Below are 18,179 nucleotides of genomic sequence, written 5' to 3'. Positions count from 1 at the left end.
AGCCCTCGATTGAGGGCTTATTTACGCCACTTTCTCGGCGGCCAGTGTTTCCAGCCGAGCATATATCAGCCGCCAGAGCAACCACGCCACCAAACTCGCCGCAGTAATCAACACGACACTGTTGTCCCAGTTCTCGACAAAGTGGGTGATATCGCCCTCGGTTTGAGCGATGAAATCATTCATACCAGTATCTTGTTGTTGAGAATGTTGACTTGAGTAGACGTCCTTATCTACTTTTTAAAAATCAATCAATTAAGATTTCCTTTTGTTTGGAGCGATACCGCCTGATACAAGTTCACTGGTGGTACGAGTCTGAAACACAAATTTGATAACTCTCAGAGACAGGCGCACACTTTGCTCTTCTCGTGTTAATGAAGGTGTAGTAATGAAAACTGGAGATAAACAGTTTGCTGTGATTGGCTTGGGGCGTTTTGGTTTGTCGGTTTGTCAGGAGCTGGAAGATTCCGGGGCACAGGTATTGGCGGTTGACATCAACGAAGATCGGGTCCGCGAAGCGGCGGGTTTTGTGACGCAGGCGATTGTCGCCAACTGCACCAATGAAGAGACCGTCTCAGAGCTGAAGCTGAGTGACTACGATATGGTGATGGTGGCCATCGGCGCTGATGTGAACGCCAGTATTCTGACCACTCTGGTGGTGAAAGAAAGCGGGGTGAAAGCGGTATGGGTGAAGGCCAGCGATCGCTTTCAGGCCAAGATTTTACAAAAAATCGGTGCGGATCATGTGATCATGCCAGAGCGGGATATGGGCGTGCGCGTGGCACGTAAAATGCTCGACAAACGCGTGCTTGAATTCCAAGAGCTGGGCAGTGGTCTGGCGATGACCGAGATCATTGTTGGTGCGAAATTGATGGGTAAGACGTTGGGGCAGTTGGCCCTGTGTAAAGTGGCAGGAGTGCAGGTGCTGGGCTTTAAACGTGGTCCGGATATCACCAAGGCGCCGGATATGGATCGTAGCCTGGAAATTGGCGACATTATTATTATTGTCGGGCCGAAAGAGGCGCTGGCCAGTCGGCTGAAACAGTTATGATTTTTTCTCAACGGCACGGGGCGATTTACGCCCTGGACAGTGAGAAAGTTCAAAAGAAAGGCGGCGAGCCGCGCATTATTCTCTTGAGTTTTCTTGGTGTCCTGATCCCGTCGGCACTATTACTCACGTTGCCGGTGTTTTCTGTTTCCGGCCTGAGTCTGACTGACGCGCTGTTCACCGCCACCTCTGCCATCAGCGTGACGGGGCTTGGTGTGGTGGATACCGGTCAGCACTTTACCTTGGAAGGTAAGATCCTGTTGATGTGCCTGATGCAAATTGGTGGCCTGGGGCAGATGACCTTGTCAGCCGTATTGCTGTATCTGTTCGGAGTCCGTCTGAGCCTGAGGCAGCAAGCGTTGGCCAAAGAAGCATTAGGACAGGATCGGAGAGTCAATTTGCGCAGCCTGGTCAAGAAAATCATCGTCTTTGCGATGGTGGCTGAAACGCTCGGCTTTGTGCTTCTCTCACTACGTTGGGTGCCAGAAATGGGCTGGCAAACCGGGATGTTTTATGCGCTGTTTCACTCGGTGTCGGCATTTAACAATGCGGGCTTTGCGTTGTTCTCCGACAGCATGATTGGCTTTGTGAACGATCCACTGGTCATCTTCACGTTGGCGGCGCTGTTTATCTTTGGTGGTTTGGGCTTTACAGTGATCGGTGACTTGTCGAGTAACCTGAAAAAAGGCTTCGCACATCTGCATTTGCATACCAAACTGATGCTAATGATGACGCCAGTTTTGTTGGTGTTTGGCACCATCATGTTCTGGCTGCTGGAGCACAATAACCCGTACACCATGGGGACGCTGAATCCGGGTACCCAGTGGCTGGCGGCTTTCTTTCAGTCAGCCAGTGCCCGGACCGCCGGTTTTAACAGCATCGATCTGACGCAGTTTTCTCAACCGGCGCTGCTGATTATGATTGTACTGATGCTGATTGGTGCGGGTTCGACGTCGACCGGCGGGGGGATCAAAGTCTCGACTTTCTCTGTTGCGATTATGGCAACCTGGGCATTCCTGACGCAGAAACGCTATGTGGTTTTGTTCAAGCGCACCATCAGTTGGCCAACGGTCACCAAAGCGCTGGCGATCATCGTGGTGAGCGGTTTATTGTTAACTACAGCCATGTTCTTGCTGATGCTGACGGAACAGTCCAGCTTCGACAAAGTCATGTTCGAGACTATTTCTGCCTTTGCCACGGTCGGGCTGACTGCCGGGTTAACAGCGGAGTTGTCGGAGCCTGGGAAGTGGATCATGATTGTGGTGATGATTATTGGCCGTATCGGCCCGTTAACACTGGCGTATTTGTTGGCGCGTCCGGAACCATCGCTGCTGAAATACCCAGAAGATAACGTGCTGACGGGGTAATTCAGTCCCCGCCGAAGTGATCCGACAATGCGGCGCGGCGGTTTTTCGCCGGGCCGCCGTTTTCTCTGTCAATGGTATGCTCAAACCCTTGCTTGATAAAGCGTTGAGTCGGGCTGTTGGGCTGCAGGCGTTTGAGTTGGGGTGAGCGCTCCGTTCCGGCCATTTCGTAAATCGAGATGCCACTGCCCGTTTCGACGTAGATGCGTTTGCCGGTAAAATCGTATTGGGTGGCGATCAATCGGCCATTCTTGAACACGCCGTGATCATTGAGTGTCAGAGTATCTGTGTTGTAGACCGGTGTCCCGATCTCAATCCAGGTTCCATAGACATGTTCTGGGTTGGTGTAAGCGCGATAGCTAAAATAGATCAACAGGGCAAACCCGGCGGCAAGCGTCGCCAGAATCAAACCTAAGATAACTTTGATTGCACTCTGTTTTGCCATTCCAGACCCAGCGTCGACTCCTACACCTGTAACGGGATTTTTGACTGCCATTCCTTGCATCCCCGGCCACGAGTTATTCCGTACTCCGTATGACAGAGTGTAATAATTGGCTCAAGGTCGCAAATAACACCAGTAGAAATTTGATCTTCTGCTCAAAGGTTACGGCCTGTTATGCAGCGTTATGGATATCCAGATACGGCGTGACCAGTGACTGAACATCGACGTTGGCGTGCAAACGAGCTGCCAGTAAGTATAGCCCACCGATTTTGCGGTGGAGGAAAAGCGCATCCGCAGGTGGTGTATGCCAATAATCTTTTTCCATACTCAGGACGGTGCCGGCATCACGCAGTCGCTGCGCCAGGCCGCTGGCGGCAAAATCATAATCACCCTGATGCAGCATGGGCTCACACGCCATTCTGACCAGTGCTAAGATGGCTTCCCGCTGCTCTGGAGCAATGGTTTGACTGAAAAAGCCAATCTGAGTCAGAGCAGTATCTAGCTTCTCAGTTTCCCCCTTCATTACTGCCGAGAACGCCATGCGATAGCCTTCGCTGATGGTGGTGCGGTATTCACGGGTCGCGCCGAAATCCAATAGGGCGATTTGTCCGCTGGCATGGTTGTACAGATAGTTGGCAAAGTTGGGATCGGTTTGTACCAACTGAAATTCGAACAACTCGCGAAACAACAGAGAGAGTATGTGGGTCATGACCTGATCCCGAATCGGCTGAGCAGCGCTGTGCAGTGATTCGATCGGCACGCCCTCCACATACGACATGCTTAGGACGGTTTTAGAGCTGAGTGCGGGAAACACTTGTGGCACCACAAATGCCGGGTCGCCACTCAATAGCGCTTGGTAACGTCGCAGATAGTGCGCTTCGCGCACGTAATCGGCCTCGTAATGCAACTGAGTTTTCGCCTCTTCCAGTAGTGGCGCGATATCGACCTCTTTAGGGAGCAGTCCAACCACGTTGAGCAGCGTTCCAACATTGTTGACATCGCTGTCGATACTTTTCTCCACGCCTGGGTACTGTACTTTTACCGCCAGCTTGATGCCGTCATCGGTGTAAGCCTGGTGCACTTGTCCAATCGAGGCGCTGGCGATCGGTTTGAAGTTAAACGCGAGGAACTGCTGTTTCCACTCCTGTCCGAGACCTTCTTCCAGTACCGCCGCCAATTGTTTCGTCAGCATGGGATTGGCGTCTGAACGCAATCGCGCCAGTACTTCGGCCAATTCCGGACTGAGGAGATCGCCTGCATCCATCGATAACATCTGGCCGACTTTCATTGCCGCACCACGCAGATGTGCGAGCTGATCCGCGACCCGTTTAAGGTTATTCGGTGTCAGAAGCAGCTCTTTGGCGGAAGGACGTTTGCCTTGCATCCACTGTTTGGTACCCTCGGAGACCACATTGCCAGTCACGCGCGTGGCAAGAGAGGCAAACTGGCCGAGACGAGACAGTCTATGGGTCGGTATTTTACTTTCTCGCTGTGACATCGTGGCGTCCTGTTGGTTGTGATTCCGTCTGACTTCATTATGTCGGTTGATGACGAAGTTCCCTAAATTATTCTCTTTATACGCGCTCGCTTCCATCTGGTTGCATCGATGAGTCGGTGCTCGTGTACTGCGCCAATTATATTTTCATCAACATCTTGTGCCATTCGAGGTTATCCGATACAACTTGAACTCTCAAATCAGAGACAGGAAAAAACAATGATTAAGGAAAATACTTATTTTGAGGGCGGTGTGAAATCGCTTGGTTTCACCCAGCAAGACGGCGACAGCAGTGTCGGAGTTATGCTGCCGGGTGAATACACTTTTGGTACGGCAGCGCCGGAGCGAATGACGGTTGTGAAAGGTGCGCTGATCATCAAGCGAGCCGGAGACGCAGACTGGCAGACATTTGCTGCTGGTGAGTCGTTTGACGTGGCGGGCGATTCATCGTTTGATCTGAAAGTGGAAGTGGCCACGGCTTATTTGTGTGAATATCTGGGCTGAGCCGGATAAAAAAGCCACGCCGTGGCGGCGTGGCAAACAAAAAGTTGAATGACAGTGGATTATCCAACTTTCTCTTACCAATCGTCCCCGAAAGGACACCTAAGAGGGGTTAGTACAATTCAAACTGACTACTGTTGTAATCCCGGATAGCCTGTTCAATCTCAGCAACGCTGTTCATGACGAACGGGCCATAGTGAACCACAGGCTCGTTAATCGGCTCACCCATAAAGATCAGGACACCACTGTCTTGAGCTGCGTCGAGCGTGAACTCGTCCCCTTTGGACAGCAGTGCCATCTCTCCTTGCCGGACTACGCGATCAGCCAGTCTGACCTCTCCTTTATAGTTGTACAGCATGACAGTATGATTGCCGTTGGTTTGCACTTTTAAGGCTTGTCCGGCTTGCGTGCGCCAGTCCGCTACGGTTGCCGGGACGCCGGTGTCGACCAGTGGTCCGGTCAGTTGCTGTCCTTCCAACCGGAGCTCTCCCGCCAGTAACCTGATCAGGCCTTCACTGGCAGAGTGATGTTCGGTGATGGTTTCCGGTTGAAAGTCGTGGTATTGAGCCGGTTGCATCTTGTTTTTGGCGGGTTGGTTAATCCAAATCTGGAAACCGTGCAGAGCTCCATCCTGCATAATGGGCATCTCACTATGGATGACGCCACGGCCTGCCGCCATCCACTGTGCGCCGCCACTTCTCAGCTCACCGAGGTTCCCCATGTGGTCACGATGTTGAAAATGCCCTTGCAGCATATACGTTAAGGTTTCAATCCCGCGGTGAGGGTGAGGCGGAAATCCACCAACATAGTCGGCTTTGTCGTCCGATTTGAGCTCATCCACCATCAGAAACGGTGAGAATCGCGCATTATCAAAACCGGCAACACGACGGATTTTAACGCCGTCACCGTCGGACGTGGCTTGTGACGGAATAATTTGTTGAATGATTCTCGCTTGGCGCATAACGGCCTCCTTAGTGTGTATGCAGGCAGTGTAGCGCGGTAAATTGCGGTCGTGAGGGCGGGCTTTTCGGTGGTCTTATTCGATAATTTCGAACATCAACCGAGGAATAAGCACAATTTACACTCTAGTTACTGCACTATACTGAATTTGAAAGGATTCGCTGAGGAAGAGGAGGTTGTATGGCCGTAACACGCAGAGATCCTGTTCCCCACCATGGTTACGACGAGGAGAATGATTTCACCACAGATCAACGCCGTCGGTACACTCAGGTGGCGAATACCGCTGTCAAACGCCGTCAGGAGCAAGATGAGATCCCGGTTCACAAACGGAAACGGGCTGCGGTGATCCGGCGGGCGAAGCGCATCAACCGCAGTTCACATAAAGTAAAATATGCACTGGCAATGCTAGCGATCCTGGCGGTGGGTTTGTCGGTTATGTACCTGAGTGGCTGAACTCATTTCTGAGCCAGGCTCTGAGTTGCAGCACGTGTTCGTTCTGCAGCTTTTCTCTCTGACAGGTAAAATAAAAATCCTGATGCGGGTTAGTTACCGGCTGGCCTATCTCTCTCAATAAACCGAGTTTAATGTCATCACGCACAAATAAGCGGTGTGTGACGAATACGCCCAGTTTTCGTATCGTCGCCTGCACGGCCTGAATAGAGGCTGAGAAAGAGAGATTGTGTCCTGACGTTGGAAGTGGAAGCTGGTGCGCATCACACCAGACTTGCCAGTCGTGTTTGCGACGTTCATTGGCTGCGATGATCGCGGGATAAGTATTTAGCAGCTCAGCAAGCTCGATGGGGTTATCTCGCTCAAGCAAATCCGGGCTGCACACCATCACCAATTCATCTTTGCCCAACAATTCACAGTAATAATCCTGCCATTCGTCGGTGTGACCGTGAATGATGGCAACGTCTACTCCTTCCTGTTCCAGAACAAAGCTACCTACCAGGGTGGAGATGCGTACGTCGATATTGGGCGCAAACTGATTGAAGCTGTGTACCCGTGGGATCCACCAGTGCATGGCCAGTGAGTTGACCATGTTAAGTGTCAGCCGATGCGAGTGGCGTTTTTCGATCAGATTCTGAGTGGCAACAACGATCTGCTCCAGCGCCGGCGCAATCTGTTTGTAGTATTGCTTACCATTGGCGTTGAGTGTGACGTTGCGACCTGAGCGGTGAAACAGGGGCTGATCCAACTGCGTTTCCAACGATTTGATCGCCTGGCTGACGGCAGAATGACTGACATTTAGCGCTTTGGCGGCCTCGGTCATGCTGCCGGTTTCAGCTACCGCGACGAATGAATACAGCGATTTGAGTGGTGCGAGTTTTTTCATAAGTAAGTTTTTCTTACAGGTTTGGTTAATATTACTCGTTTTTTATTCGCCGGTCATCTCACTACACTACGGGGCAGAAGAGGAGAGAAGTATGTCCCGTTCATTGCGTCCTGTTGTATTTATGCTGTCATCGACATTCAGTCTGTCGCTGACAGGCTTATTGTCTAAGTATCTGGCTGAAGCGATGAATGCTCAGTTGTTGAGCTTTATGCGTTTTGTGGTGCCAGCCCTGATGTTGGCTGGGTTAATGATGCTGACCCGGTTTAATTTACCATCCAGAAGCATGTGGAAGCCGATGTGGATAAGGGCATTGTGTATCGCGGCTTGTCAGGTCTGCTTTATTGTTTCATTACAACATTTGTCCCTGGTTGAGAGTGTGGTGTTGTTCAGTACCGGACCCTTGTTTATTCCAGTGTTAGAAAAACTGATTTTTTCGGTCCGGTTGAGCTGGCTGACGCTGTTCGGGCTGTGCATGACATTCGGTGGTGTGCTACTGCTGGCTGACGATGTGTCTGGTATTCAGTTGCGTCCAGAGTTGTTGATTGGACTGGCGGCCGGACTGTTTAATGCCGGCTCTCAACTCAGCTTATACCGTGCCAGCAAGGGAGGGATGCGAGCCATTGATATCAACTTCTGGACCTTCGTGTGTGCAGCGGTGTTGTTGTTTCCCGTCCTGGTCATTTCGGGAATCAGCTTAAACCCACAAGTATGGGTCGCCCCGCAAGCCAGCACGGTCGCCATTGTGGTCGCATTGCTGACCGCATCTGTGCTGATCGTAAATACCCAGGTATTTCGTTCAAAGGCGTATCAACTGGCGGAATCAAACTCACAACTGGCCCCGTTGATTTTTACCAATCTGCTGTTTACCGCGGTGTGGCAGTTCTGTTTCTTTGATGAGCGTTTCACCGCATTGCAATTGATGGGGATTTCACTCATTGTCGCGGCCAGTGCGGTGAATGTGATTGTCCCAAAGCTGATTCGACGTCGCACCCGTTCACAAACCGGTGAGCTGAATCCGGGGACCTGAATCTGAGGGGCAGGAAAAGCCATCAAGTGGCGCTGACCGCTTGATGGCGTTATAAACAGGTTTTACTTGGCAATTAAACCGTAAGGCATGCCAAGAAAAATGCCTGGATTTGAGGTGAGGGTTGGGGCGACATTGACGCCTTGCCAGTCCAGTAACATGATCGCCAGTACATTGCGATGTTCACCATATTCAAGATCGAAATCGCCGGTGGTTGAGGGAATCATGCCATGGCGTAAGTCGAGCGATGCCTGGATCGCCCGGCGTGTTTTTTCAACCACAGGATCATTATCCAATCCGGCGAGCAGGAAAGTCAGTCCAACTTCAGCGATGACATCTTCCTTAGCTCTGAGCAAAATTGTATCGATGTTGCGTCGCATGTAGTCGTAAATCCACGGGTACTGTTGCTCATCGATCTTATGCTGATAGTACCGTGAATCGGCAAACACAATGTGAGTCATGCCATAGAGCTTGTTGCCGTACTGTTGTTTGGTCAGTTCACTGTCTTCGGAGTCAGGATAGGTTTCGCGGAACGTTTTAATAAACAAATCTACGACGTCTTGTTCCCCCAATTGACGCAACCAGAATGCTTGATTGGCCAGTTGCGCTGCCCAGGCTTTCACCATCTCTTTATTACTGACATACTTGGTAAAATCGTACTGGCGCAGCAATTGACGCAACTGTTTGTCTTTGACATGTTTGAGGCCATATTCGTCTGCCCGAGCCATAGAACCCAGTAAACCGACCCCGATATACAAATACTCCGGCATACTTTTGGTGGCGTTGTAGCGTCGCACACTGCGCTCGTCTTTGTCGTCGAGGTAAGCGTTGAGCCGCTTCTCTGAATAAAGAATCACTTGCTCCGGGGTATTGATCTCTTCAGCACATTCGTTCAAGCGGCTGGCCACACGGGCCAAATCACTCCAGATGGCGGCGGCGTACTTGGGATCGAGCGTTTGACGATACATTCGCAGCGCATAATGCCCTTCTTTAAACGCAGGTAGCGTGTAGAGTTGGGTTTCGTAGGTGTGGCGGATTATGTCCGCGGATTGTTGGTAAGTGGTTTGAGATTCATTCAGTGCCAATGCTGACGCCGATACAAGCAAGACGGCACTGGCAGTAAACGACAGATAAAGTTTTTTGAGCAGCATATCAGTGAACACGTAAACGAAAGTTAATGTAAGTTTAACAACTATTTGCGTGCCGTATGCCAGCCATAAGTCAATATTTAATATTTATACAAAATTGTGATCAAAGCGAATTTATCTGACGGAAAGTCAGGTTAATACGTGCAGATTTTGGCTGGGCGGTTTTAGGGACGCAATGGCGCCAGAAGTGCTGCGTTTCTCCACTCATGATGAGCAGGGAACCATGATGCAGATCCAACTGGCGCCTTTCGCCATTGTGTTTGTGTTTGAGCACGAAACGTCGGCTATCGCCAAGATTTAAAGAGGCGATCACCGGGTTGCGGCCGAGTTCAGGTTCATTGTCCTGATGCCAGCCCATCGAATCCTGCCCGTCTCGGTACAAGTTCGCTAGCACCGAATTAAAACGCGTGCCGCTTGCGGCTTCACAGCGTTGCTTTAGCTCCAGCAACAAAGGGAACCAAGGCAGAGGTTGCATTGTCAGGCCAGAGTATGTGTACTCCGCATCGCCATACCAGGCCTGGAGTCTCGGTTGCGCCACCTGGCGGCCAAACAGGTTGATTGACTCTTGTTGCCACGGCACCTCATTTTGCAGATGTGCGAACACATGATCAGCTTCCTCCGCAGAGAGAAAATTGGCAGACCAGAGCAGGGTGCCATTAGTCAGATCAATCGTTTCTATAAGCGAATTGGGCGTGGAAAATAAATCCAAAATACGTATCCTTGACCAGATAATAATCAACAAAATGTGCAATCTGTAACTGATTACGTTATGTTCTGTTACACGATAAACTCGCTCGGTGTGTGGTTGCTTATGCAAAATAGTCTCACCGAGTGATTTACATAACCAGCATAAATACCATTGCCGGACACATCATAAAAATCATAACCGGTGAAGTGAAAAATGATCAACGACAGTTTGGCTGAACGCGTGCATAGGGGAATTTGAATGTCGCATGGTTCACGCAGACATTGGTCTGTCAGCTTGCTGTTTGCGCTATTTTTAGTCAGTTCGGTCGCGATGATCGAACTGATTGATTACAACCAGAAATCGAAACTAGAGGACGAATTGCTCGAAGAAGGGCGCAAAGATTTGGCCTCGATTCGCTCACGTCTGGAAGCCACAATGTTGGCGGATATCTACCGGATCCACAGTCTGACGTCGTTTGTCAGCCTCAACCCGGAACTGACTCAGTTTAACTGGCAAACACTGGCGGCCAGTATGATTCAGGAAAGCCGTCATGTCCGCATCATCGGCCTAGCACCGAATGATGTGATTCACTACATCTATCCATTGCAGGGCAATGAACGGGCACTCGGGCTGGACTACCGGAAAGTGCCGGAGCAATGGTATTCGGTCAAAAAAGCGCGAGATATTAAGCAGATTTTTATTTCTGGTCCGGTCCCTCTGATTCAGGGGGGGCAGGCACTGATCGTACGCCTGCCAATTTTTACCGGCAGCGCGGATAACCCGGTGTATTGGGGCGTCGCCAGTATGGTGATTGATCTTGACGGCTTACTGGAAGACGTCGGTGTTCAGGACTTTGACCAGAGTTATCATCTGGCGATTCGTGGACGTAACAGCCTCGGAGCGAGCGGAGATATCTTTTATGGGGACGCCTCGACGTTCAATCGTGCGTTCAGCGTACAGACGGTCTTTTTTCCTTATGGTACTTGGGTGATTGCCGCATCGGAGCAGTCCAATCAACTCAGTCAGCTGCCCTGGTATCAGGTGCATCTGGCCCGGGTGGTTGGCTATCCGGGGTTAGTGCTTATCCTGATTGCTTTTGTGACTATTTACCGTCTTTACCGGGCGGCCAATCGACGTTCTTTGCACGATGAGTTGACCCATTTACCCAATCGGCGCTACTTCATGTTTACCCTGCAACGTCACTTCGACAATGCGCTGAGAAACAAAGATGTGCAGAAGACATTCTCGGTGCTCAATATCGATTTGAACCAGTTTAAAGCCATTAATGACCAGTATGGTCATGCTGCGGGTGATCTGGTGCTCACTCAGGCGGCGAGACGCATCAGTCGTTCACTGCGTTCGTCGGACGTGGTTGCGCGTATTGGCGGGGACGAATTTTTAGTGCTGCTGCCGCGGATCAGCCGAGAGGAAGACGTTATCGCGGTGAAAAACAAAATCCAGCAGGCTTTGTGCTCCATTCCGGTTGAGTACGAGGGGCACCATATTCCGATTCATGTCAGCATCGGCTCAGCATTGTATTCGCACGAGCACCTGACAATCGATGATTTACTCAAAGATGCGGATCAGCAAATGTACAGTGAGAAACGTCGTAGCCGAGCGGCGTAACAGTGTGTCTTATACTGATAAGTGTATGAGTAAACCTGGTTGAGGAAATGAGCCGTGCGTCCGTTATCTGAATGGTTAGAAGCCTATGGTGAGAATCACCAACATCCGATTAACCGGGCAATTCACAAAGTGGCCGTCCCGGGCATCTTTCTCTCTGTGATTGGTCTGATTTGGTCCATCCCGGCGCTGCCGATGCCCAATGTGAATGTCAACTGGGTGTGGTTACTGCTGATCCCTGTGATGATTTTTTATTTCCGCCTCTCAACGAGTGTTTTCCTGATGATGCTGGGCTTTTCACTCGCCTGCATTGGTTTGATCTGGTCGATGGAACTGCTGGGCTGGCCGGTGTTGTCGGTTTCTCTGCTGATGTTTGGCGTGTTGTGGATGCTCCAGTTCATCGGTCATAAAATCGAAGGAAAGAAACCGTCTTTCCTGGAAGACGTGCAATTTTTGCTGATTGGTCCGATCTGGGTGTTCCGTAAACATTAGTTTTTGCATTATGCGATTGATGGTTTTTGCAAAACGTTTTAGTTTTGCAAAATGCAAAGGCGTTATGCATGGTGTTTGGCTGAAACTGCACTTTATTTAACCGAAATCAGGCCGAAAATTATTTTTTAAAAGTTGGCACGCATCGTGCTTTACTTAGAGTGACCCTTATTAAGCCGAGGGTCACCTAGCCAACTGACGTTGTTAGTGAACCTTACATTTGTTCACACTTATACATAGCCAATCACGCTCATTGTGATTGGCTTTTTTTCTATTTGGCCTCCCTACTTGATTATTCGTCGCCCTGACAATGGCTGTAGCAGCTTGGTTTACGAGGGCAGACCGCTCCTCGCGAGCAAATCACCCGAGCATCGTTGGCGATACCGCGCTCTATCCACTTGATATTGAGGATCTTGGCAATGGTAATAAACTCTTTACGAATGTGAGGCGGAATCGTTGCCGTGCCGCCGTGCGATACGCAGAGTTGTTTCAAGTCTTCCGCAATTTCCAATGAGTTTCCACCCTGTGCGTCAATCGCTGGGTTGAGATCGATCCCCGCACACAGCACCCGGTTGTTGCCCGCGGGATCGGTCATATTGACCGACTCACAGCAATAAATTCTCGGCTCGTCGCCAACGTTGAGAATGGATATTTGTGCCGAGCTGCCTGGCTGAGGCTCAGAGAGGCGACGGAAAACGGCCCAGTGTTGACACGGGTCGTTCACCTTACGCATGTTTCCCCAAGGCAATGGAATACCATTACCCCGATAAACCGCTTTCAGCTTGTTTTGACCGTACGCATCAAAATAATGCCAGTGTGGGTAAGGGGAGACTACGGTCATCCGTCGCATCGCAACCGAAGGCGAGACTCCGGCTTTGGTATGCACATCAATTTCATAGCCGTTGCGATCCAGTAATTGGCGAAACGGTACTTTCGGGCACAGCAGGGCGCCCGCGAAAAAGCTTGACTCGAAATCTCGCCACGCCTGCAAAATATCCTGTGAATTGAGTTCAGAGGTTTGTGGGGCGGTATTGGCATCCTCCCAGCTGTTGGTGTGACCGACAGACAGCACATTCTTCAGCCCGTCACGACTGTGCAACACGCAATGGCCAATGTACACCGCCAGATCGTATTTCAGCCGGGTTGGGTAATCGCGCAGGATTTCGTTGAGGTAAATCGTGCCCGGTGGTTCAAAAAAGGAGGTAATCAACTGTTTGGCGCTGACCCCCAGTTCATCAACCACGTCTTCTGGCGTCCGACTGGTCCAGCGGATAGTCAGTCCCAGGCTTTTGGCAATATCAATGATGTCTTCAACTGATAGATTGAGTCGTTTCAGACCCACTTCTTCCGCCGCCCGCTCCAAATCCGGAAAATGGTTCTGGTTATTTTCCTGATGCGCCCGAATCAGCAGGTGGGCAAACTGACGCCCGGTAATACCGGTCTGGGAGAGCATTTCTGGAATGGCAATTTGCAGAATGTCGTTGGAGAACAAAAAGCTTGGTTCAAGTGCCATACCGCTGATCCCGCCTCGATTGCCTTTGTCAGGGGTAATCGCAGACTGCTCTGGCTCGTCGTCTAAGAACCAGGCAGGATCTTTTTGGAATACTTCGGCGATCACCTCCAGCATATCGACGCTGGGAACTCGTTTCCCCCGCTCAATCATCGACAGGTAAGAGACCGATGGCGCGTACTCAGGGTTAACCCGTATGCATCTCGCGGAGAGATCTTCCATGGTTAAGTGATTGCGTTTTCTAAGGTTTCTAATTTTTGTCCCTAAAAAATGGGACTGACGAACCAGGCTTTTTGACAGCGACATTTTGTAAAATTCACATTGTAAAATTTTTGTTGTGAAATTGTAGTCAAAATTCCGCTAGTCTACCAAGTAAGCAAGGTCACAAATTCGCCACGGAATGAAACACGAGTTTGGAATATTTGCTCTAGGACAGATTTTTTTGCAGCAGTCACCACCCGTTACAAAGGAAGGGCTGGTCGGAGAGAGGGAAAGACTATGAATATGCTGACATTCGATAAAAACGAAATCCAAAAACAACAAAAGCCATTTATCGCTGAAGCCGTCTTTGCCGTCGAGACGATCAGCGCTCACGAGCAGATGGAAAAACAGAAAAAATCCAAGCAACTGCTGGATCGTCTGTTCCCGCTGGAAGCCGGTTCGCATCAGGACGTTACCTGTTATGTTATCGACTACTGCCACGTGATGGCGTATTTCAAAGACGGCCGCCACAGTGGCTTGAAGCACCCCAAGCAATTTGTGGCTTATACCGGCGGCAAAGAAGAGCCCAAGTCAATTCTGTTCCGCGATGGCAGTGGTAGTCATGTTGAAGTGATGTTTGGTTGCCACAAAGGCACTGGCTGTGTGGAGTTGATTGATATTGACGACATTCAGTTGGAAACGTGCACCACGCTCGCTCAGACTTGCAATGAGACCCCGCTGGCGGCGATGCGTCACTGGATCAGCCTGGTGAAAGGCGATGAGAAAGGCAAACCGCACGCGTGCAGTGAAGATAAAGAGTACACCGCTAAAAATGGTGACGATTATCATCTCGATTACTGCTACCACCTGTAATGGGCGGGAGCACCACCAAAAGCCAGCCTTGTGTGCTGGCTTTTTTGTGGGCGCGAGTTCAGAACAGGCGCCGTTTTAGCCCGGCTTTTTCGAGAATGCGGGTGGAGATTTCTTCAACCGACAATGAGGAAGTATTGATATACGGGATCGCCTCACGACGGAACAGAGCTTCAACGGTGTGAAGTTCGAGTTTGCACTGCTCCGTGCTGGCGTAATCGCTGCCGGAAAGGCGGTTTTCACGGATTTCAGTCAGTCGCTCCGGATCGATGGTCAGGCCGAACAGCTTGTGACGGTACACTTCGAACTCCGGCAACAGACGCAGTGATTTGACGTCTTCGGCAATAAACGGGTAGTTCACCACCCGCAGACCAAACTGCATCGCCATGTACAAACTGGTTGGTGTTTTGCCGCTACGGGAGACCCCAAGCAGAATGATGTCGGCGTGCTCCATGCCCTTTAGGGTGATGCCATCGTCGTGCGCCAGGGTGTATTCGATGGCGGCGATACGGTCAAAGTAAGTGTCTGAGTCTTTACCGACACTGCGTGAGCGTTGCAGTTTGGGTCGGGGAGGCATCTGAATGTCTTCCTGCACTTTCTGCACAATGCTTTCCAGTACGTCGTAGCTGTGGGCGGGGGCCTGAAGCAATTTACGCCGGACATCGGGCACCACAATCGAAAAGAACACCAGCGGTTTATGACCGGACTGGCGGTAGGAGTGTTCAATGGCTTTGACTACGTCGTCGGCGCGATCTTTGCTGTCGACAAACGGAAAGGTTTTTTCGTTGGTGTTGACCGGGAACTGACCCAGTACAACATGCCCTAATGTTTCACATGTAATCGCGGTTCCGTCAGAAACATAGAACACATCACGACTTTGAGTATCTATTTGCATTTTTGTTTAAAGTTTAAAAATCTTTTGAGTAGGATGTAACACATAATACAGATAATAAAACCCGGCGTTCAATTACGTCCCCCACAGCTTTAAACATTCTTTGTGAATTTTTTTCAGCTCGTACGTAATCGTTTGCCTTTAGTCCCTACAAAAGCTGCAATGTTTCTGGAGAAAGACATGCAAAAGAACACCCTCTGGTTCAATAGCCTATCCATGGAAGATGTCGATAAGGTCGGCGGTAAAAACGCCTCACTCGGCGAAATGGTCTCTAATCTGGCCAATGCCGGTGTGTCGGTACCCAACGGTTTTGCGACAACCTCATACGCGTTTAACCAGTTCCTTGACCATGAAGGTCTGGACGAACGCATTCACTCGCTGCTGGATGAACTGGACGTTGATGATGTGGACGCTCTGCGTAAGACAGGTGCCACCATTCGTCAATGGGTATTAGAAGCCCCGTTCCCTGCTGATCTTGAGCAGGATATCCGCGACAACTACGTTACTCTGATTGAAGGTAACACTGAGCTTTCAGTAGCAGTGCGTTCATCTGCGACCGCTGAAGACTTACCAGACGCTTCGTTTGCTGGTCAGCAGGAAACGTTTCTGAACGTCAAAGGCATCGACGCGGTGCTGGAAGCGACCAAACACGTTTATGCCTCTTTGTTTAATGACCGCGCTATTTCTTACCGGGTGCACCAGGGGTTTGATCACCGTGGTATTTCCCTATCGGCCGGTATTCAACGTATGGTGCGCTCTGACAAGGCCTCTTCAGGTGTGATGTTCACACTGGATACGGAGTCGGGCTTTGATCAGGTTGTCTTCATTACTTCTGCCTGGGGTCTGGGCGAAATGGTGGTGCAAGGGGCGGTGAACCCAGATGAATTCTACGTCCACAAGCCGATGCTGGAAGCCGGTCAGCACCCGATCGTTAAGAAGACGTTTGGGTCTAAGCTGACCAAGATGATTTACGCCAACAGCCAGGAAATTGGTAAACAGGTAGAAATCATCGATACCTCGGCCCAAGAGCGGAACCAGTTCTCGCTCAACGATGACGAGATCAAAGAGCTGGCCAAACAGGCAATGATCATTGAGAAGCACTATCAGCGTCCGATGGACATCGAGTGGGCGAAAGACGGCATCGATGGCAAGTTATACATCGTTCAGGCGCGCCCTGAGACGGTCATGTCGCAAAGTGAACAGAATGTGATCGAGCGCTATGAGCTGAACAACAAGGCGGACGTGCTGGTCGAAGGCCGAGCAATCGGACAGCGTATCGGCAGCGGTGCTGTGCGTCTGGTGGATTCACTGGATCAGATGTCACTGGTTCAGGAAGGGGACGTGCTGGTCACGGACATGACGGACCCGGACTGGGAACCGGTCATGAAGAAAGCGTCGGCCATCGTCACCAACCGTGGTGGGCGTACCTGTCATGCGGCGATCATCGCGCGTGAATTGGGCATTCCGGCCATCGTTGGTTGTGGCAATGCAACAGACAGTCTGACCGACGGTACCACAGTGACCGTGTCTTGTGCGGAAGGGGAAACCGGTTATGTTTACCAGGGTGAGCTGGCGTTTGAAATTAAGCGCTCTGCTGTGGATGAACTGCCATTGCTGCCCACCAAAGTGATGATGAACGTTGGCAACCCGGATCGTGCGTTCGACTTCGCTCAGATTCCGAACGAAGGTGTTGGTCTGGCACGTCTTGAATTCATCATCAATAAGATGATTGGTATTCACCCGAAAGCGTTGTTGAACTTTGATGCACAAAGCGATGAACTGAAAGCGGAAATTACCCAGCGCATTCGTGGTTATCAAGATCCGATCGACTTTTACGTCAGCAAACTGACCGAAGGCATTGCTACGATTGCAGCGGCATTCTGGCCGAAACGCGTGATTGTGCGTATGTCGGACTTTAAGTCAAACGAATACAGCAACCTGGTGGGTGGGCAGCATTACGAACCACACGAAGAGAACCCAATGCTGGGCTTCCGTGGTGCGTCGCGTTACATCTCTCCGGTATTTGAAGACTGTTTTGAGTTGGAAACTCAGGCCATCAAGCGTGTGCGCTATGAAATGGGTTTGAAAAACGTCGAGATCATGATCCCATTTGTTCGCACACCGAGCGAAGCGGCGTCGGTTATCGACCTGCTGGCGAAGTTTGATTTGCGTCGCGGCGACCAGGGGCTGAAAGTGATCATGATGTGTGAGTTGCCATCCAATGCGGTCCTGGCAGATGAGTTCCTCAAGTATTTTGATGGTTTCTCTATCGGCTCAAATGACATGACCCAGCTGACCCTTGGTCTTGACCGTGACTCTGGTGACGTGGCGCATTTGTTTGATGAGCGCAACCCTGCCGTGAAAGCCATGCTGAAAATGGCCATTGACGCGGCGACCAAAGCCGGTAAATACGTCGGTATTTGTGGTCAGGGGCCATCGGATCACGATGATTTGGCCGAATGGCTGATGGAGCAGGGCATCAGCTCAGTCTCACTCAACCCAGACACGGTGATCGATACCTGGCTCAAACTTGGTAACGTCAGCGGTAAATAGTGTTGTATACGCATACAAAAGCGCCCTATGGGGCGCTT

Annotated in this window: 18 protein-coding genes; 9 read left to right on the top strand and 9 right to left on the bottom strand. The window is 50.7% G+C overall.

Annotation, left to right across the window (positions count from 1 at the left end; translation table 11 throughout):
- Positions 1–21: 21 nt before the first annotated feature.
- The gene (locus tag CAG64_RS16805) at positions 22–183 is read right to left on the bottom strand and encodes a hypothetical protein (RefSeq protein ID WP_161457739.1); all 162 of its coding nucleotides are present in this window, start codon (positions 181–183) and stop codon (positions 22–24) included.
- Positions 184–385: 202 nt separating this feature from the next.
- Here CAG64_RS16805 and CAG64_RS16800 point away from each other — a divergent pair, with 202 nt between their 5' ends.
- Positions 386–1,048, top strand: a complete 663-nt coding sequence (locus tag CAG64_RS16800; RefSeq protein WP_161454940.1) for a potassium channel family protein — start codon at positions 386–388, stop codon at positions 1,046–1,048.
- A complete protein-coding gene (locus CAG64_RS16795; protein ID WP_161457738.1) occupies positions 1,045–2,412 on the top strand; it encodes a TrkH family potassium uptake protein in 1,368 nt (455 codons plus the stop codon). The genes CAG64_RS16800 and CAG64_RS16795 overlap by 4 nt, the downstream gene beginning before the upstream one ends.
- A gap of 1 nt (position 2,413) precedes the next feature.
- Here the strand turns inward: CAG64_RS16795 and CAG64_RS16790 are convergent, their stop codons facing one another.
- Entirely contained in the window at positions 2,414–2,854 is a 441-nt protein-coding gene (locus CAG64_RS16790) for a DUF2850 domain-containing protein (protein ID WP_021706055.1), read from the bottom strand.
- A 169-nt stretch (positions 2,855–3,023) separates the two neighbouring features.
- Complete coding sequence (locus CAG64_RS16785) at positions 3,024–4,349, bottom strand: ABC1 kinase family protein (protein WP_161457737.1); 1,326 nt, start codon at positions 4,347–4,349, stop codon at positions 3,024–3,026.
- A 216-nt stretch (positions 4,350–4,565) separates the two neighbouring features.
- On the opposite strand from CAG64_RS16785, the gene ppnP reads away from it, so the two are divergent.
- Positions 4,566–4,850 carry a pyrimidine/purine nucleoside phosphorylase gene (gene ppnP / locus CAG64_RS16780; protein WP_021706057.1) on the top strand — a complete coding sequence of 95 codons (285 nt, stop codon included), beginning with the start codon at positions 4,566–4,568 and terminating at the stop codon, positions 4,848–4,850.
- A gap of 109 nt (positions 4,851–4,959) precedes the next feature.
- On the opposite strand, the gene CAG64_RS16775 is transcribed toward ppnP, so the two are convergent.
- Entirely contained in the window at positions 4,960–5,808 is an 849-nt protein-coding gene (locus tag CAG64_RS16775) for a pirin family protein (protein WP_161457736.1), read from the bottom strand.
- Positions 5,809–5,987: 179 nt separating this feature from the next.
- Between CAG64_RS16775 and CAG64_RS16770 the strand changes: the two genes are divergently transcribed.
- A complete protein-coding gene (locus CAG64_RS16770; RefSeq protein ID WP_021706059.1) occupies positions 5,988–6,260 on the top strand; it encodes a hypothetical protein in 273 nt (90 codons plus the stop codon).
- On the opposite strand, the gene CAG64_RS16765 is transcribed toward CAG64_RS16770, so the two are convergent.
- On the bottom strand, positions 6,241–7,143 hold the full coding sequence (locus tag CAG64_RS16765) for a LysR substrate-binding domain-containing protein (RefSeq protein ID WP_161457735.1): 903 nt from the start codon (positions 7,141–7,143) through the stop codon (positions 6,241–6,243). The genes CAG64_RS16770 and CAG64_RS16765 overlap by 20 nt on opposite strands.
- 91 nt (positions 7,144–7,234) lie before the next feature.
- On the opposite strand from CAG64_RS16765, the gene CAG64_RS16760 reads away from it, so the two are divergent.
- A complete protein-coding gene (locus CAG64_RS16760; protein WP_161457734.1) occupies positions 7,235–8,170 on the top strand; it encodes a DMT family transporter in 936 nt (311 codons plus the stop codon).
- 62 nt (positions 8,171–8,232) lie between these two features.
- Here CAG64_RS16760 and CAG64_RS16755 read toward each other — a convergent pair whose 3' ends face one another.
- Both CAG64_RS16755 and CAG64_RS16750 read right to left on the bottom strand, forming a co-directional pair.
- Entirely contained in the window at positions 8,233–9,318 is a 1,086-nt protein-coding gene (locus CAG64_RS16755; RefSeq protein WP_161457733.1) for a DUF3541 domain-containing protein, read from the bottom strand.
- A gap of 100 nt (positions 9,319–9,418) precedes the next feature.
- The gene (locus CAG64_RS16750) at positions 9,419–10,024 is read right to left on the bottom strand and encodes an alpha-ketoglutarate-dependent dioxygenase AlkB family protein (RefSeq protein ID WP_202601018.1); all 606 of its coding nucleotides are present in this window, start codon (positions 10,022–10,024) and stop codon (positions 9,419–9,421) included.
- 237 nt (positions 10,025–10,261) lie between these two features.
- On the opposite strand from CAG64_RS16750, the gene CAG64_RS16745 reads away from it, so the two are divergent.
- A complete protein-coding gene (locus CAG64_RS16745; RefSeq protein ID WP_161454932.1) occupies positions 10,262–11,629 on the top strand; it encodes a diguanylate cyclase in 1,368 nt (455 codons plus the stop codon).
- Between the two features lie 54 nt (positions 11,630–11,683).
- Positions 11,684–12,118, top strand: a complete 435-nt coding sequence (locus CAG64_RS16740) for an Mpo1-like protein (protein WP_161457732.1) — start codon at positions 11,684–11,686, stop codon at positions 12,116–12,118.
- A gap of 289 nt (positions 12,119–12,407) precedes the next feature.
- Here CAG64_RS16740 and CAG64_RS16735 read toward each other — a convergent pair whose 3' ends face one another.
- Complete coding sequence (locus tag CAG64_RS16735) at positions 12,408–13,931, bottom strand: DUF3612 domain-containing protein (protein WP_021706066.1); 1,524 nt, start codon at positions 13,929–13,931, stop codon at positions 12,408–12,410.
- 192 nt (positions 13,932–14,123) lie between these two features.
- Between CAG64_RS16735 and CAG64_RS16730 the strand changes: the two genes are divergently transcribed.
- On the top strand, positions 14,124–14,699 hold the full coding sequence (locus CAG64_RS16730) for a hypothetical protein (RefSeq protein WP_021706067.1): 576 nt from the start codon (positions 14,124–14,126) through the stop codon (positions 14,697–14,699).
- A 58-nt stretch (positions 14,700–14,757) separates the two neighbouring features.
- Here CAG64_RS16730 and ppsR read toward each other — a convergent pair whose 3' ends face one another.
- A complete protein-coding gene (ppsR, locus tag CAG64_RS16725; RefSeq protein ID WP_161457731.1) occupies positions 14,758–15,591 on the bottom strand; it encodes a posphoenolpyruvate synthetase regulatory kinase/phosphorylase PpsR in 834 nt (277 codons plus the stop codon).
- A 159-nt stretch (positions 15,592–15,750) separates the two neighbouring features.
- Between ppsR and ppsA the strand changes: the two genes are divergently transcribed.
- Positions 15,751–18,141 (top strand): phosphoenolpyruvate synthase, encoded by a 2,391-nt coding sequence (gene ppsA, locus CAG64_RS16720; RefSeq protein ID WP_161457730.1) that lies wholly within the window; start codon positions 15,751–15,753, stop codon positions 18,139–18,141.
- Positions 18,142–18,179 lie beyond the last annotated feature (38 nt).

This window comes from Vibrio sp. V38_P2S17PM301 (genome assembly GCF_009904845.1).
In the GTDB taxonomy this organism is placed as follows: domain Bacteria; phylum Pseudomonadota; class Gammaproteobacteria; order Enterobacterales; family Vibrionaceae; genus Vibrio; species Vibrio proteolyticus.
The sequence above is the reverse complement of the archived record's forward strand: the minus strand, read 5'-3'. Positions and strand labels throughout refer to the sequence as shown.